Source organism: Mucilaginibacter corticis, from assembly GCF_007558865.1.
Lineage (GTDB): Bacteria > Bacteroidota > Bacteroidia > Sphingobacteriales > Sphingobacteriaceae > Mucilaginibacter > Mucilaginibacter corticis.
In genome coordinates, this window is record NZ_VLPK01000001.1 from 1,575,002 (window position 1) to 1,590,705 (window position 15,704).

The following is a 15,704-nucleotide window of genomic DNA, read 5'->3' on the forward strand; positions in this document are numbered from 1 at the left end:
TAAGGTATGAACCTACTCCTGCGTCTGAACTAATACATTTATAAGTTTTTGAGAATGGTCAATATCGATATAAAATCTCTTTCGGCCTGGTTGCTTATTATCGCTTGACATACCAATCAATGATGAATCGATAACTGTAAAATTTGATTGTAAATAACCAAGCAATTGCATTCCGTAATTTTGTGTTTCCTGGCTATTTGACGTAATTATCGTTACACCAACCTTGTAATCAGGCGCGATAATAGATTTCAAATAATCTTTATCCGCTTGATTTAAGGTTCGTGGAGGTAATTCATTGGTACTGTAGTTATACTGATTTACGGTACCGCCGCTCTGCCCAACTGATAAATTGCCATGGTTAACTATTCCACTTTGGCCATATTTGTCGTTATTTTCGCTCATTTTTATTTTAGTTTTTTTGGGTTTGGTATGATGGTTTACAGTTTTATCGCCTTGTATATAGTCACCTTTAACTACAATTTTAGATTTACCTGTATCGGTTTTTGGCGTTGAATGGGTCGATTCCACCTTTTTTATAGCTTCCCCATAATAATTCCATCCGAAACCGAAAATAATGGCAAGGGCACTGCATAACGGCGCGCCATACATACAAATAGTCTTCATTAATTGTAAGTTTTCCAAGTTTTCTCAATTAGACATTTAATAACAATTGACTTACCCTGCCTCATCAATCTTTGTCATTAACCCTTCATAAGTATCAGTTACACCAATACCGGATTGGTAAGAACAGCCCCCGCATTAAAAAATATATTGCATGGGTTCAACCTGTCGCTTGATGGATCCTTTTCTATGATGTGAGTAATGTTGTTTATATTGATTACGCTACGCTGTTGAAGGTTACCATTGTCCTTCAGCGTTATTACTTCAATCCATCCTTTCATAGTTTGTTTATTTGGTTAAATCTACAACTAATATGATATTATAAAAAGTATAAAATATTTTACTTTTTATTTGTTTAAAAGTATAATATTATTTACCTTTATGCCAATAAACGAAGGAGGTAATGAAATCATCAGAACTACTAAGATTAATAAAACAAGCCGGTTGGGTAGAGGTAAGACAAAGCGGAAGCCATATCATACTCAGGCATCCCAACCATAAAGAAAACCTGATTTATCCGAGCCATGGCTCAAAAGAGATAAGCACAGGATTAGCAAACAAGCTTAAAAAACAGGCGGGGCTCAAATAGCCCCACCTTTAAAATATTTAAATAACATAAATTTTAATCTACGTACACCACCACATGAATACTTTAAAATTTACAGTAGCAAAAACATCAACAGGATTTGATGCTTACTACGAAAAGAATGGAACTATTGTCGCTATAACTACGGGTGAAACGATAGCCGAATTAAAAAACAACGCTTTGGAGGCTTACAATTTATACGCTGAGGAAGCCGCAATTAAGTTAACCACGATGGATAAAATATCCTTCGAATTTGATTTACCTTCTTTCTTTGAATATTACCCAGTGATCAGTGCCCGGGCATTAAGTGCCAGGGTAGGGATCAACAACAGCTTATTATCGCAATATGTAACGGGCGTTAAAAAACCATCTCCTAAACAGGTTCAAAGGATATTAACTGAAGTGAAGAATATTGGCAAAGAGTTGAGTGAATTGGAATTGGTGTGATAGCCGCTATCTCATGAGTTTGTTGTCATTTCGATAGAGCCGTGTGGGCAGCGGGAGGCCGTGAAAGAGAAATCTTATACGGGACAAGGGGCGAAAATGCATGGCGTAGAAGATTTCTCACTCGTTCCCTACCCACCGGCAGGCGGGCTCGTATCGAAATGACATCGTAGTTTAATTGTCTCAAATCTGAAGGAAATTCTATAACGCAAAAAAGCCTTCCCGAGAACGGGAAGGCTTTTTTGTTACGATTAATAAATATAGTTTTAAGCTAATTTTACATTTACCGCATTAAGGCCTTTTTTGCCTTGTTGTGCTTCGTAAGTAACTTCGTCGTTTTCGCGAATTTTGTCAATCAGACCTGATACGTGCACAAAGATCTCTTCGCCGCTATCAGATTTGATAAAGCCGAAGCCTTTAGAGTCATTAAAAAATTTTACTGTTCCTGTTTGCATTATAATTGATTTTAAAAGTTATTGCAAGGTAGTAAAATATTTAATAACCAACACTATACCCGTAATTTCGATGTTTTTTTATGTTTTGGCGTAAATTCTATGCCGTTATTGATGATTTTCAGGGCGCTGATAAATGCCATTTTATCGGGTGGCGAGATCACCACACTGTCGTACCTGTTGTAAAAAATCTCTATCCTGTCTCCCGATAAAGCCGGGGCGCTAAGCATGGAGTTTGTTTCAACGATAGATTTAATTGACAGGATATCAATATCTGTATTGTAGAAAAAACCACAGTGAACGTTAAGTATATTACCCGTTATACTATAGCGGGTGGTGGCTATCATATGTGTAATAAAGCTTACTACCAGCAAGTTAACCATTAATGCTACCCAAAGCTGGTTGATGATGTAGTATACACACAAGCCAACAATTAAACCGCTTACCAGGGCCCACATGCCCGGCGATATTTTTGATCTGTAAACCATATCAGGCAGCGTCTGATATATATTTAACCAGGCAGCGTTTAGCCACAGGCAGCAAAGTTTGCTCAAGCGGGAAGCTAAGGTCGGTATGCAAATAGTACACTGCCGGGTTGGGCAGATGCTTGTTTTTTTTGATCAGGTGCAGCTTTATAGCCTCGGGCGTATTGGTAAGGCTTTGCTCATAAGTATCTATCAGCCGGATGTTTATGCCCCGGTACTTATCATTCTTGTCCTCAAAAATGGTGAAATGATATTCATATAAATGATTGGTGGTTTCCTTACCGTTGCGTAACGAAAAGTAGCCGTCGTAAGGCACTAAAGGCATAATACCCACCGGGTCGATATTCAGGCGGCTCTCCACAAAATCATAGATCTCTTTACCGGTTTGTATAGCGGGATCCATTTTGTACAGGGCATAGGCAATGATCTGCTCTATCTCCTGCATGGTACTGTCGTCCTCTACAATTTTTTGATAGGTAAGTTTTACCGCTGCAATATCGGCCTTGGTTAAACGTTGCGGGAAAGCGTTTTGCAGCGTGGTTTTGTTTTGCTTAAAATACAGCAGGTTATTGTAATGGAACACCAGGTCGCTCAGGTTTGGGTATAGCCTGCGCTTATCAAAATGCCGGTTTATTTCCTGCAGATAAGCCAATAAAACGTACTTTTTATATTCAAAATCTATCGAACCTTCTATAAACCAGTCAATACCCAGTGTTTTCATAAATCTATCTCCCTTACATAAGCCTTAAATTAAACAAAAATGAGCAATTTTGCAACATGCCTAACGGAACCCTTTTTTTAATCCCCGTACCGCTTGCAGAGGATGCCGCGGCTAAAACTTTTACGCCATACCTGGTTGATACCATAAACCACATCAACGAATATATTGTAGAGAACGAGAAAACCGCGCGCCGCTTTTTAAAAGAGGCAGGGCTTAAAACTCCGCAAAGCGAGCTGGTGATCCACGATTATGGTAAGCACGCGCGTGGCGCAAGTATCAAACCCTATTTTACAGGCTTACAATCTGGCAAAGATGTTGGGCTGATGAGTGAGGCGGGCTGCCCCGGCATTGCCGACCCGGGCGCAGATATTGTGGCCGAGGCGCACAAGCGCGGTATAAAGGTAGTGCCGCTGGTAGGGCCCAGCTCTATTTTGCTGGCGCTGATGGCATCGGGCTTTAACGGACAGGGATTTGCGTTCCAGGGTTATTTGCCGATTGATAAGGCGGATAGGGCCAAACGCATCAGGGAGCTGGAGGGATTGTCTGACAGGCTGAACCAAACGCAGATCTTTATCGAAACGCCTTTTCGTAATAATCCGTTGTTGGAAGAGATCCTGAAAACCGGGCATCCAAAAACCAAGCTTTGTATTGCTTGCAACTTAACCGCAGCCGACGAATTTGTGCAGACCAAAACCATCGCCGAGTGGCAAACACAAGTGCCCGATCTGCATAAAAAACCAACCATTTTTATATTATCGCGTTCAATTTAGGTGCAACTTGCTGAGCAACATACCAGTGTTTTAATAATCGGCGCCGGCCCGTCGGGACTAATCATGGCAGCCCAGTTATTGAGGCATGGCGTACAGCCGGTCATTATTGACAGTAAACAAGGCCCAACAGATCAGTCGAAAGCATTAGCGGTACAGGCACGTTCGCTGGAGATCTACCGGCAGATGGGTATAGTTGACCGAGCGTTGCAGGGTGGCACACAGGCCAATGCCATGGTGCTTAACCAGGATGGTAAAAAAGTATCGCTGCTTTCATTAACAGACGTTGGCAGGCAGCAAACACTTTTTCCATTTGTACACCTGTACCAGCAAAGCAAAAACGAACGCTTACTGCTTGACTACCTGACCGTAAACTGTTGCCCTGTCTATTGGGATACAACACTGGTATCGTTAACACAAACCACGCAACAAGTAGAGGTAGAACTGCGATCAGGAACAGAACCAACAACCCTGACCTGCGATTATGTTGTGGGTGCAGATGGCGCAAGCAGTACGGTACGCAAGAAATTAAATATCCCCTTTACAGGTGATACCTACGCTAACGAGTTTTTCCTGGCAGACCTGGAACTGAATAACGAAGAGTTAACCGGCACGCAATTAGAGTTATATTGGGGCAAGGCGGGTATGTCGGCATTTTTTCCGTTGCCCGAGCGTAATAGCTATCGTGTAATTGGTAATCTCCCAAAGGCAAGCGAAGGAAAGACGGATCTGCAGCTTGCAGAGATGCTGCCGCATTTAAATACTCTTACAGGCATGGATATTAAAGTGGTTCATGAAAATTGGTTCTCTACGTATAAACTGCACCACCGTATGGCCGATAAATTTAGGCTACAGCGATGTTTTTTGGTGGGCGATGCAGCACATATCCACTCGCCGGTTGGCGGGCAGGGTATGAACACCGGCCTGCAGGATGCTTACAATTTAGCATGGAAACTGGCAGGAGTAGTAAATGGGCAGTTAAAGGAAACCGTACTGAACAGCTACGCTGCCGAACGCATGCCTGTGGCCAAAACCCTGCTTGATACTACCGACAGGCTTTTTAGGTTCATCATATCAACCAATTGGTTCATGGTGTTTTTTAGAAAATGGATCATGTCGAACGCATCGCGATTGATCTGGAAAAGTGAGGGTTTCCGCGCGGCATTTTTTAAGCGGTTGTCGCAGATCGGTATCTCTTATCGCGACAGCATTATAAACCTGAACTTAAGCAACGCTAAAAACATTAAAGCCGGCGACCGCCTACCATACCTTAAAGTTTTTGATGAAAAGAAACAGGAAGAAACCGACCTGCATGAATGGTGCAGCAAGCCCGGTTTTACGTTGATTGTATTAGGTAAACTACAGGAGTTTGATTTGTTTACATTGGCCAAATGGATCACACAGAATTATACAACGGGCCTCAACTTTTTCTACCTGCCGCCGTCTGAAAAGAATGAGTCCGTTTTTGAAGCCTTCGAGATCAGCGAAGGGCGAAAGAAAGCGCTGATCATCCGTCCTGATCTGCACATTGGTTTTATTAACGATGTGGTTGATATAGAGATGATGGACAATTACCTGGTTAATGTGCTGGGCCTTAACAAAGCCGTTTCATAAAAAAACGCCGTGGTAAAACCACGACGCTCCAAATCAAAATATCCGCACAACTCCGTTTTGATTTGCTCTTAGGGGTATTTTAATTATTATTAGTATGTATCGGCACGTAAGTGTTGTGCGTAGATTGGTCTATGATATGAAATTCAACTATCGAAAGATTAGGCTGCAGCTTTAGCACAAATGTTTCCGCTGTTTCGCTTAATGCAACATCACCCTTTGCCAGTATCATATACTCGCCAACAATGTCACATAGCGTCAAAGTATCGGTACAATAATTAATGGCCAGCTTGTGGGCATCCCTGTCGGTCAGGTCTGATTGGATAAGCTCGAACTTAGCCACATCAAACGCTATGGCGTCGCCCAGGTTATCAACCAAGTCAGGCATGCGCTTATTTAGCTCTTCAATAAAATAAGCGGCAGCAAAGCTGATCTTATAATGTAAAGAGTTTGCCCTGCCGTCGTTTGCCTTTAGTTCGGTAAAGGTTTTAAACTTACCTTCCATATTATAAGTCTGCGATTTTAGCTTAAACTCATCATACGTAGCCTGGAAAACATTACGCTCAAACGTACTTGTCGATGATGCGTCTATCACTTGTTTATAAACCAGTTTTATCAGTGCGCGTCCCATTGTGATAATAATTTAAAGTGCCAAACCAATTGTATAAGTACCTGCATAACCGTCTGCCACGCTACCTGCTAAAGACAATGTTTCATTAGCCAGGTCGGTAGCAGAACTGCCGAATACGCTGTCGAATGCGTTGCGGGTGGAATTTTTGCCATGCGCAGAATAGAGCGTTGATACGTGTACCACGTCTGATATTGCTTCAGAAAAAGCCATTTGCCCTATCTTTTTAAGCGTACCGCTGATAAATGCCTCAAAGTGTATGTGGGTTGCCCGCCCGCTGTACCATCCCGGGTAAAATGTTGTAAATTTTAGTTGCCCATTAGCGTCGGTTGTCTGATACCCTCTCAACCATGTTTTGCCCACATAACTTTGTGTGCCTAACAAGCCCGGCTGGTTTGCATAGCCGGAGTAATATCCCTGGTTATTGCAATGCCAAATATCTATCCGTACGTTAGGCACCACGTTACAATTATCATTGGTATTAACCACCAATAAGGTTAATGTTAACGGTACCCCAGCCTGGTCTTCGGTTACATCAATCCGGTTCAGCGGGTTGTTTTTTTCGCCGCCGGCATATGGATAAGGCCCCTCTTCTTCAGTAGGGCTTACTACGCAGTTGCCTGTGGTAGTTGTTGTACCCGTAGTTGTTGATGTCCCGGTGGTGGTTGACGATGGTGTAACGGTATCTTTCTTACATGCATCCAGAATCATTGGTCCTGCAGCAGCTGCTACTACAAACGACTTTAGAAAATTTTTACGCTCCATATCCTTTAGTTTTAAATTGTTAAACCAAAGGTGCAGCGTAATTTAAATGTATTTTATCTTGTGTCGGCGAATGGCCTGTATGTGTCGATTAACAATAAAGACTCGTTACAATCAGCTATCGCTTTGCCCACTCTTTTATAAAATCGGCATAGCTATCACTTATAGGCAACTGTACATTATTGTTTAAATATGCCTTACGATTTTGGATAGACCTGATCTTGTTAACCGCTACAATATAACTGCGGTGGATCCGCTTAAACTGGTCTGCAGGCAATTTTTCCAGCACCTTTTTTAAAGGCATTAAGGTAAGTATGGGTTTACCTTCGGGCAGGTGGATCTTGATATAATCTTCCATGCTTTCAATATATTCAATATCGGCAAGGCTGATCTTTACCATGCGGTATTCTGAATACACATAGAGGCTCTCGCCGGGCGGGGTGGTTTTTATACCGTGTTTATATTGATAGTAGTCAATAGATTTATCAACCGCTTTTGAGAAACGCGAAAAATCTACAGGCTTTAGCAGGTAATCCATCGCTTCCAACTCAAAGCCCTCAAAAGCAAAATTCTTGTAAGCAGTTATAAATATAACCATCGGTTTTTGCTCAAGTGATCGCACCAGTTCAATGCCGGTAATGTCAGGCATGTTAATATCAACAAACAGCAGATCCACAGGGTTGCGGCGTAAAAACTCAACACCCGATACGGCATCCTCAAAAGTTTGTACCAGGTTTAAAGCAGGCACCCGCGATACATAAGTTTGTATCAGCGTTAGCGCCAGTGGCTCATCATCTATGGCAATACATTTTAACTGCATGATCAGGTTTCTAAAGTTAGCATAACGGTATACAGATCGCCATCATTACTGATACTTAAAACATGCCTGTCGGGATACAGGTATTCCAGCCGCTGTTTGGTGTTTTTTATGCCGATGCCATGACGGTTATTTTCAGACTGTGATGTGAAAACCTGGTTTTGACAAAAAAAGTTGACACGGTTGTCATGCACGGTAATGTGTATGCTGATAAGAAAGGGCTTATTCTTGCTTATGCCGTGCTTAAACACATTTTCAATAAAGGTCATCATGATCAATGGCGAGATCTTTTTACGCCCCGGATCGCCTGTTACCAGATACTCAATTTCAGCGTTTTTGCCGGTGCGTAAGCGTTGCAGTCCAATATAATCGCTAATGCAGTCTATCTCGCTTTGCAGCGGGACATAATCGGCCGTTACATCGTCGGTAACATACCGCATAATGTTCGACAGCTTCATGATACTGTCGGCCGTGTTCTCGTTGCCGGTAATGGCCAGCGTGTATATGTTATTTAAGGTATTGAACAAAAAATGCGGATTGATCTGCGCTTTTAAAAATGATAGCTCGGCGCTGGCCCTGTCTGCTTCGGCCTGTGCGGCTCGCTGCTCTGTAAGCTGCCATTGCTGTACTGTTTTGGTAGCGGCACTTAAAGCCATGATCATTAAAAAAATAAACAGGCTGGTGGTATCCACATGGCGCCTTTGATCAGGGCCGTTAAAATTGTTGTTCCCGCCGTGTGGCGGCATAAATTGCCCGTTAGGCGGTGGTGGCGGCATTTTGTTATTTCCGGGTGGCGGTTGCCTGAAAGATGGCGGAGGCGGGCCTGCGTGCTGCATGGTCATGTTTGCGGGCCTTTCTGCATTGTGCAGCAACCTGTCGAACGGTTCCAGAAAATATACACAGGTTAATAAAGCAAATGCAACTATGCTGTAATCAAGGTAGCGCTTTTTTAAAAAAAGACGCGGTATAAACAGGTATGCATTAACGTAGAATAGAATAATATAGGTAAAGCAAAATAACCAATAGGATGGCTTTTGCAGGATAAGCAACGGATCGCTGTTATCAGCCCCGCCGTTTATAAACAAAAGCGGGAAAGCCATAAACAACAGCCAGCCGGCTAAATGTATAATCAGCGAGAAGGTTTTAAAGCTACGCATATACAAATCAACCTATTTTATTTTAAAACAGGCAATTGTATCGGTAGTTTGCCTAAATGTATGGAGTAATCAGCCGTGAATGGTTTCGGCTTTGCCGTAGTTTTTTACCACTTGCGCCTCGTAGGCCAGGAAATCCTTCCAGCGTTTATCCACATCAATGGTAACGGCATACTTTTTAGCCAGGTTGATGAACATAGCATAGTGTGTGGCCTCGCTTATCATCAGCTCATGATAAAATTCAGATAGCTGTTTATCGTTGATGTTTTCAGACAATACTTTAAAGCGTTCGCAGCTGCGCGCCTCAATCATGGCAGAAAATAGCAGGCGGTCGATTAATTGAGCCTCTCGTCCCCCGCCTATGATGATGAACTTGCGCAGTTCATTTACATAATCGTCTTTTCGCTCGCGCCCCAGCACATATCCACGCTGTAAAATAATTTCGTGAACACGTTTAAAATGTTCCATTTCTTCCTGCACCAGATCCGTCATCTGCTGTACCAGGTCGCTCAGGTTAGGATTTTGCACAATAAGCGTAATGGCGTTACTGGCTGCCTTTTGCTCGCAATAGGCATGATCAATTAAAAGCTCTTCAATATTGCTTTCCACCACGTTTTTAACCCAGGTAGGGTCGGTAGGCAGCTGTAATTTAAGGATAGTTTTTTCGCTCACGGTGCAAAGATAACGGTTGAGTGATAAAGGTAAAAGGTAAAAGGCGAAAGGCAAAAGGTGAAAATTTTAAATTAAGGTAAATGATAAGCCTCCCATTGCAAGACCTTTTACCTTTCGCCTTTTACCTTTACCTTTATTTATACAAACTTTTACTCTCAATAAATTTTAGAACCGGGTCTGGCACAAAATATTGTACGTTTTTTTTCTCTGCTATTGATTTGCGGATAAAGGTTGCCGATAGTTCCATTTGCGGTGTCATGGTAATGGTAACCGATGGATGCGAAGCCAGCTCGGCATTTTCATAGCCGGGGCGCGGGTAAACATAAATGCGGTAATCGCGCAGTATCAGCTTGTAGTTTTTCCATTTGGGCAGGCTTACCAGGTTGTCAGACCCCATAATAAGGGCAAACTCATGCTCAGGGTACATTTCTTTTAAATGGGTAAGCGTATCAATGGTATAAGATGGCTGCGGCAAGCGTAATTCAACATCGCTCACCTGTATGTTTTGGGCGTTGTCAGTAGCCAGGCGGGCCATTTCAAGCCTGTCGTAAGTATTGATCAGGTCGCCATATTTTTTTAATGGGTTTTGAGGGGAGACAACCAGCCAAACCTTATCTAAAGTTGTGTGGTTGGCAAGATAGTTGGCAATGATTAAATGCCCGATATGTATAGGATTAAAGGAACCGAAGAGTAGTCCTATCTTCATCGTAGTTTGCAGTTTTCAGTTGGCAACTGACATTAATTATTTTATTACTCTCCGGCTCCAAACTTTCCGGGATTATTAATCATGTATTGTATTAGTTTGCCTACTTCGTCTGACAAACTGTGTAAACGGTTATAAATCTCATCTGAAATATAACCACATTCTTTTGAAAACTCAAGCCAGCCCTGGGTTTCACTGTTTTCCATGTCGGCATCTGTAAGCTTACTTATAAAATGATTTGGATATCTTCTTTTTCGGTAAGCCTCAATGGTACAAATATTAGTTGAACGCGACGATCTTCTGATTTGATCAGTAAGAGAATACGTTTCCTCTTTTGGAAATTGTTTAGTGACGCTATATATTTCCATGGCAAGGGTAAAACTTTTCTTATATAACACTAAGTCTTTATAAGTACCCATATGCCAACTGCAAACTAATAACTGCCAACTACGAAATGAAATCTCTTACCAATTGCTCAGCTTCTTCGCATGCCGTCTGAAGATCGTGATTTTTTAGGATAATATCAAATCGGGGCGCGTAATTCAGTTCTTTTTCGGCTTTGGCAAAGCGTTCCTGTAGTTTTTCTTCGCTATCTGTGCCGCGGCCAACCAGACGCTCCTTTAATACCGCTAATGATGGCGGTTGTACAAATATCGCTAAAGCCTGTCCGTCGTACTTGCGCTTAAGGTGCAGGCCGCCTTCAACATCAATATCAAATATTACGGTTTTGCCCTTCTTCCAGATGCGCTCTATCTCCGTGCGCAGGGTGCCGTAAAAAGTACCCGAATAAACCTCTTCAAACTCAACAAATTGCTTCTTGGCTATCAGGTGTAAAAATTCTTCTTTTGATATAAAATGATAGGCTTTATCGTTTTCTTCGTCGCCGCGCGGCGCCCTTGTAGTGGCTGATATAGAAAACTCAAGATCAGGAAATTTAGTAAGCAGGTGCTTAACGATGGTAGTTTTACCGGCTCCTGATGGTGCAGAAAATATAACGAGTTTTCCGTTTGTGCTCATTAGTTCATTTGTGTAATTAGTTCATTTGTATAATATTCAATAATCCAACCAATGAACTAATGAACCAGTGAACTAATGTCTTATAATACATTTAGTAGTTGTTCCTTTATTTTTTCAAGTTCCTCTTTCATGCCTACCACCAGTTTCTGGATGTTGGCATCATTGGCTTTTGATCCCAGGGTGTTGATCTCGCGGCCGATCTCTTGCGAGATAAAGCCCAATTTTTTCCCGTTGGCATCGGCATTTTTTAATGTTTCGATAAAATAATCACAATGGGTTTTAAGGCGGATCTTTTCTTCGGTGATATCCAGTTTGTCTATATAATAGATCAATTCCTGCTCAAAACGATTCTGGTCTATACCTTCGCGACCTGCGGCTTCGCTTAAAAACTGGTTCAGTCTCTCACGTATCACAGGTACACGCTTTGGTTCTTCTATCTCAACTAACTTTAAGTTTTTAAGGATAATATCTATACGAAATTTAATGTCTTGCTCAAGCGTATTGCCTTCGTCGCTCCTGAATTGTTGGAAAGCTGCCATTGCCTGGTTAAAAGTTTTTTCAACTATTTTCCATTCATCTTCTGATACCGTTTCTTCATCATACTTCACAACCTCGGGTAGGCCAAGGGCTAATTGAAGCAGGTTAGTTGCAGGCTCATTTAACTCCTCGCTAACGGCTTTTAATTGCGAGTAGTAGTTTTTCAGCAGTTCGGTATCAATACCCGCAGCTTTTACAGTGGCCGAGTTTGCCTGCTCAACATTGATTGATAGGTTTACCTTTCCGCGCTCAATTTGCTTGCTGCAGTCGTTACGCAACTGAAACTCTTTTTCAGAAAATATCTTGGGTAGACGTAAAGATAGTTCAAGAAATTTGCTGTTCAGGGATTTGATCTCGACGGTGTATTTTGTGTTACCCGAGTCGAAACTGGCAATTCCATATCCTGTCATGGATTTTATCATGCGCAAAGATAGTTTTTTTTGGAGATTGGAGATTAGTTATTGGAGATTAGAGGTTAGTGATTGGTGATAAGTTGATTTTTAACATGGTATGGCAACTAATCTCTAATCACTAACCTCTAACCACTGACTAAGAATTAACACTTTTTTACATTTCTACTCAAATACAATGTTTAAGTTTGTATATTGAATACAGTGCCAATATATAACCGGTTAAGCTTAATAGCAGTTTTTTGCCTTTGTTTTGCATGCAGTGCCTATGCGCAGAAGCTTGATGTAGTTAAAGGTGTCGTGTTTAAAAAGAACACACCCACTACCATCTCTTTTGTAACTATAACCAATTTAAATCATAAAATGCCCGATGTGCAAACCGATGAGTTGGGTAGTTTCCACATAGAAGTCGCGTTGGGCGATACCCTGTTGTTTAAAAAATCTGATTATTCTCCGCAATATATCGTGGTGCAAACCTATGTAAGCCAGTCAGTATATATGCAGCCTGTTATCCAGCTAAACCAGGTTACGATAAAAGATGTCAGCAAAAAGCAGGAGATCAATGACGCCTTGAACGACTACAAGAAAAAAGGACAGTTCTATTCATTAAACCCCAGTGTGGGATCGGTGTTGACCTCGCCCATATCAGGTTTGTATGACCTGTTTGGCAAGGCGCCGGCGCAGGCACGCAAGTTCAGGCAATATACCCAGCAAGAATTAGAGCGGATAGAAATTAACAAACGCTATAATAAACCCCTGGTAAAACAGATTACAAAAATGCCTGACGAAGACCTGGATAGTTTTATGCTGTCGTTCACGCCCAATATTGAAGATATAAGGGTTTGGAGCGATTATGATATCATAGACTATATCAAAAGATCATACGCCTATTTTGTGAAAAATAAGGAAAGCCTGAAAGTAGAAAAGTTATATTAGTTACGGACTAATTTATATCCCCAACGCTTCGCAAGCTTTTTCGGCAGCTAATTTTTCAGCATTCTTTTTACTGAACTCTTTACCTAATCCCATTATTTGCCCGTCAACACTGGCTTGTACGGTAAATAGTTTTGAGTTTTCGCCATCGCCGTTAACAATCAGGTCAAAAGAGATATCCTTGCTATGGCGCTGACACCACTCGATCAGTTTGCTTTTAAAGTTGGTTTCGGTTTGTTCAAGCGTATGGATATCAATGTGCGCCTTGATGATGTGATTCACCAAAAAATGCCGTGTAAAATCATAGCCTTTATCCAGGTATATGGCACCAATCAATGCTTCAAAAGCATCGCCAAGTAATGACCCCTGCCTGGTTGGGCCAAGGGCACGGCTATCATACTCTATCAGTTGCTCAAAGCCTAATTTGCGGGCAAGCTGGTTAAGATTGTTACGGCTAACTATTTTTGAGCGCAGCTCGGTTAAAAAACCTTCGTCCTCATAGGGATAAAGTTTAAACAGCACTTCGGCCACAACGCTGCCTAATACGGCATCGCCTAAAAACTCAAGGCGCTCGTTGCTGTTTTTTACACCCTTTTTTACGCTGGTAGCTACAGACTTATGGCGAAATGCCAACCGGTATAACGACAAATTGCCCGGCACGAAGCCGAGCAAATTCTTTAAAATTTTAACGTATTTTCTGTGTGGAGAAAGGTATAGCTTATATAACCGGTTTACAGGCATCCACTATTATTAAGCTTCGTACTTTTTAAATATTACAGAAGCATTGTGGCCACCAAAGCCAAAGCCATTGCTTTGCACAATATTAACGTCTCTTTTTTGCGCCTTATTAAACGTAAAGTTTATTTTCGGATCAAAAGTAGGGTCGTCAGTAAAGTGGTTAATGGTTGGCGGTATCATGCCATGATTTAACGCCAGTATTGATGCAATGGCTTCAACAGCGCCCGCCGCACCTAATAAGTGGCCGGTCATTGATTTTGTCGAGCTGATATTTATACGGTAAATATCGTCGCCAAATACATCTTGTATAGCTTTAATTTCCTGCGGATCACCAATTGGAGTAGATGTTCCGTGAACGTTTACATAATCAACATCTGATGCTGTAAGGCCGGCATCTTCCAAAGCTGATTTCATTACCAGCGCGGCGCCAAGGCCATCAGGGTGCGGAGCAGTCATGTGGTAAGCATCGGCACTCATGCCGCCGCCCATCATTTCTGCATAAATTTTAGCACCCCGTGCTTTTGCATGTTCAAGTTCTTCTAAAATAATGGTACCTGCACCTTCACCTGCAACAAAACCGTCGCGGTCAAGATCAAACGGGCGCGATGCCGTTGCCGGGTCTTCATTACGTACAGACAGCGCGTGCATGGCATTAAATCCGCCTATACCGGCTTCATTAATAATAGCCTCAGACCCACCGCTTATAAACATATTAGCTTTACCCAAACGGATATAGTTAAAAGAGTCTATCAGCGAATTGTTTGATGATGCACAAGCAGATACTGTTGTGAAATTTGGACCGCGCAACCCGTATTTAATAGAGATATGGCCCGGGGCAATATCAGCAATCATTTTAGGTATAAAGAACGGATTAAACCGGGGTGTACCATCGCCCTTGGCAAAGTTAACCACCTCATCTAAAAACGTTTTTAAACCACCAATGCCTGATCCCCAGATTACTCCGATACGGCTGGTATCCAGTTTAGAAAAATCCAGACCTGCGTCTTTTACTGCTTCTTCGGTGCTATACAGGGCGTATTGCACAAAAGGATCAAGCTTACGCGCGTCCTTTCTGCCCAAAAAAGCGTCTGCGTCAAAGTTTTTTACTTCGCACGCAAATTTGGTTTTGAATAATGTTGTATCAAAACTCTTAATCAAAGCTGCGCCACTTACTCCATTGATCAAAGAGTTCCAATATTCTGGAACGCTATTGCCAATAGGAGTAAGTGCCCCTAGCCCGGTTACTACAACTCGTTTAAACCCCATCTAATTGAATTAAGGAGAGCTTATTTAACGTTTTTTTCAAGGTAAGCTACGGCTTGACCTACTGTGCCGATAGTTTCAGCCTGATCGTCAGGGATAGCCACATTAAATTCTTTTTCAAACTCCATGATAAGTTCCACGGTGTCTAAAGAGTCAGCACCAAGGTCGTTGGTGAAGCTAGCCTCAGGTGTTACTTCACTTTCGTCAACACCCAATTTTTCTACGATTATAGCTTTTACTCTTGAAGCGATATCAGACATAGTATTATAGTTTAATGATTAATAATTTCAGTGCAAAGAAAAATAAAATCTATCAAATATCAAATCTAAAACTTTTTAGTTTAGTGACTAACAAAATTTTAGTTGAAAAGGTTTCAATTTGTA

General features: G+C 41.8%; 22 protein-coding genes. 5 read left to right on the top strand and 17 right to left on the bottom strand.

From position 1 onward, the window contains the following. Positions 1-12: 12 nt before the first annotated feature. Positions 13-642 carry a hypothetical protein gene (locus FO440_RS06805; RefSeq protein ID WP_144247454.1) on the bottom strand — a complete coding sequence of 210 codons (630 nt, stop codon included), beginning with the start codon at positions 640-642 and terminating at the stop codon, positions 13-15. 80 nt (positions 643-722) lie between these two features. After that, on the bottom strand, positions 723-902 hold the full coding sequence (locus tag FO440_RS06810) for a hypothetical protein (RefSeq protein ID WP_144247455.1): 180 nt from the start codon (positions 900-902) through the stop codon (positions 723-725). A gap of 122 nt (positions 903-1,024) precedes the next feature. Between FO440_RS06810 and FO440_RS06815 the strand changes: the two genes are divergently transcribed. Then, positions 1,025-1,210, top strand: a complete 186-nt coding sequence (locus tag FO440_RS06815) for a type II toxin-antitoxin system HicA family toxin (protein WP_144247456.1) — start codon at positions 1,025-1,027, stop codon at positions 1,208-1,210. A gap of 54 nt (positions 1,211-1,264) precedes the next feature. After that, positions 1,265-1,654: a helix-turn-helix domain-containing protein gene (locus FO440_RS06820; RefSeq protein WP_144247457.1), complete on the top strand. Its 390-nt coding sequence runs from the start codon at positions 1,265-1,267 to the stop codon at positions 1,652-1,654. A gap of 263 nt (positions 1,655-1,917) precedes the next feature. Here the strand turns inward: FO440_RS06820 and FO440_RS06825 are convergent, their stop codons facing one another. Genes FO440_RS06825 through FO440_RS06835 form a run of 3 tightly spaced genes read right to left on the bottom strand, consistent with a single transcriptional unit; the run spans position 1,918 to position 3,309 of the window. Then, positions 1,918-2,106, bottom strand: coding sequence for a cold-shock protein (locus FO440_RS06825; RefSeq protein WP_144247458.1), 189 nt, complete (start codon positions 2,104-2,106; stop codon positions 1,918-1,920). Between the two features lie 53 nt (positions 2,107-2,159). Further along, a complete protein-coding gene (locus tag FO440_RS06830; RefSeq protein WP_186292586.1) occupies positions 2,160-2,591 on the bottom strand; it encodes a PH domain-containing protein in 432 nt (143 codons plus the stop codon). 1 nt (position 2,592) lies between these two features. After that, entirely contained in the window at positions 2,593-3,309 is a 717-nt protein-coding gene (locus FO440_RS06835; protein WP_144247460.1) for a hypothetical protein, read from the bottom strand. A gap of 56 nt (positions 3,310-3,365) precedes the next feature. Here FO440_RS06835 and FO440_RS06840 point away from each other — a divergent pair, with 56 nt between their 5' ends. Then, positions 3,366-4,079 (top strand): SAM-dependent methyltransferase, encoded by a 714-nt coding sequence (locus FO440_RS06840; protein WP_144247461.1) that lies wholly within the window; start codon positions 3,366-3,368, stop codon positions 4,077-4,079. Beyond that, positions 4,080-5,690, top strand: a complete 1,611-nt coding sequence (locus tag FO440_RS06845; protein ID WP_186292587.1) for an FAD-dependent oxidoreductase — start codon at positions 4,080-4,082, stop codon at positions 5,688-5,690. A 79-nt stretch (positions 5,691-5,769) separates the two neighbouring features. Here the strand turns inward: FO440_RS06845 and FO440_RS06850 are convergent, their stop codons facing one another. The 9 genes from FO440_RS06850 to FO440_RS06890 form a co-directional block, all read right to left on the bottom strand. Beyond that, positions 5,770-6,318 (bottom strand): hypothetical protein, encoded by a 549-nt coding sequence (locus tag FO440_RS06850; protein ID WP_144247463.1) that lies wholly within the window; start codon positions 6,316-6,318, stop codon positions 5,770-5,772. 12 nt (positions 6,319-6,330) lie between these two features. After that, the gene (locus FO440_RS06855) at positions 6,331-7,080 is read right to left on the bottom strand and encodes an intradiol ring-cleavage dioxygenase (RefSeq protein ID WP_144247464.1); all 750 of its coding nucleotides are present in this window, start codon (positions 7,078-7,080) and stop codon (positions 6,331-6,333) included. A 115-nt stretch (positions 7,081-7,195) separates the two neighbouring features. Further along, positions 7,196-7,897 carry a LytR/AlgR family response regulator transcription factor gene (locus tag FO440_RS06860; protein ID WP_144247465.1) on the bottom strand — a complete coding sequence of 234 codons (702 nt, stop codon included), beginning with the start codon at positions 7,895-7,897 and terminating at the stop codon, positions 7,196-7,198. 2 nt (positions 7,898-7,899) lie between these two features. Next, positions 7,900-9,051 carry a sensor histidine kinase gene (locus tag FO440_RS06865; RefSeq protein ID WP_144247466.1) on the bottom strand — a complete coding sequence of 384 codons (1,152 nt, stop codon included), beginning with the start codon at positions 9,049-9,051 and terminating at the stop codon, positions 7,900-7,902. Positions 9,052-9,120: 69 nt separating this feature from the next. Beyond that, the gene (gene miaE / locus FO440_RS06870) at positions 9,121-9,720 is read right to left on the bottom strand and encodes a tRNA-(ms[2]io[6]A)-hydroxylase (RefSeq protein WP_222103936.1); all 600 of its coding nucleotides are present in this window, start codon (positions 9,718-9,720) and stop codon (positions 9,121-9,123) included. 133 nt (positions 9,721-9,853) lie between these two features. After that, on the bottom strand, positions 9,854-10,426 hold the full coding sequence (gene nadD, locus FO440_RS06875; RefSeq protein WP_144247467.1) for a nicotinate (nicotinamide) nucleotide adenylyltransferase: 573 nt from the start codon (positions 10,424-10,426) through the stop codon (positions 9,854-9,856). 44 nt (positions 10,427-10,470) lie between these two features. Then, the gene (locus FO440_RS06880) at positions 10,471-10,842 is read right to left on the bottom strand and encodes a four helix bundle protein (protein WP_144247468.1); all 372 of its coding nucleotides are present in this window, start codon (positions 10,840-10,842) and stop codon (positions 10,471-10,473) included. A gap of 28 nt (positions 10,843-10,870) precedes the next feature. Then, a complete protein-coding gene (gmk, locus tag FO440_RS06885) occupies positions 10,871-11,440 on the bottom strand; it encodes a guanylate kinase (RefSeq protein WP_144247469.1) in 570 nt (189 codons plus the stop codon). An 80-nt stretch (positions 11,441-11,520) separates the two neighbouring features. After that, complete coding sequence (locus FO440_RS06890; protein WP_144248222.1) at positions 11,521-12,387, bottom strand: YicC/YloC family endoribonuclease; 867 nt, start codon at positions 12,385-12,387, stop codon at positions 11,521-11,523. A gap of 195 nt (positions 12,388-12,582) precedes the next feature. Between FO440_RS06890 and FO440_RS06895 the strand changes: the two genes are divergently transcribed. After that, positions 12,583-13,323: a hypothetical protein gene (locus FO440_RS06895; RefSeq protein ID WP_144247470.1), complete on the top strand. Its 741-nt coding sequence runs from the start codon at positions 12,583-12,585 to the stop codon at positions 13,321-13,323. 12 nt (positions 13,324-13,335) lie between these two features. Here FO440_RS06895 and rnc read toward each other — a convergent pair whose 3' ends face one another. From rnc to FO440_RS06910, 3 genes are read right to left on the bottom strand one after another with little or no spacing between them, the layout of a single operon-like run. Further along, on the bottom strand, positions 13,336-14,061 hold the full coding sequence (rnc, locus tag FO440_RS06900) for a ribonuclease III (protein ID WP_144247471.1): 726 nt from the start codon (positions 14,059-14,061) through the stop codon (positions 13,336-13,338). 9 nt (positions 14,062-14,070) lie between these two features. Further along, positions 14,071-15,324: a beta-ketoacyl-ACP synthase II gene (gene fabF / locus FO440_RS06905; protein ID WP_144247472.1), complete on the bottom strand. Its 1,254-nt coding sequence runs from the start codon at positions 15,322-15,324 to the stop codon at positions 14,071-14,073. A gap of 20 nt (positions 15,325-15,344) precedes the next feature. Further along, positions 15,345-15,581 carry an acyl carrier protein gene (locus FO440_RS06910; RefSeq protein WP_031266521.1) on the bottom strand — a complete coding sequence of 79 codons (237 nt, stop codon included), beginning with the start codon at positions 15,579-15,581 and terminating at the stop codon, positions 15,345-15,347. Positions 15,582-15,704 lie beyond the last annotated feature (123 nt).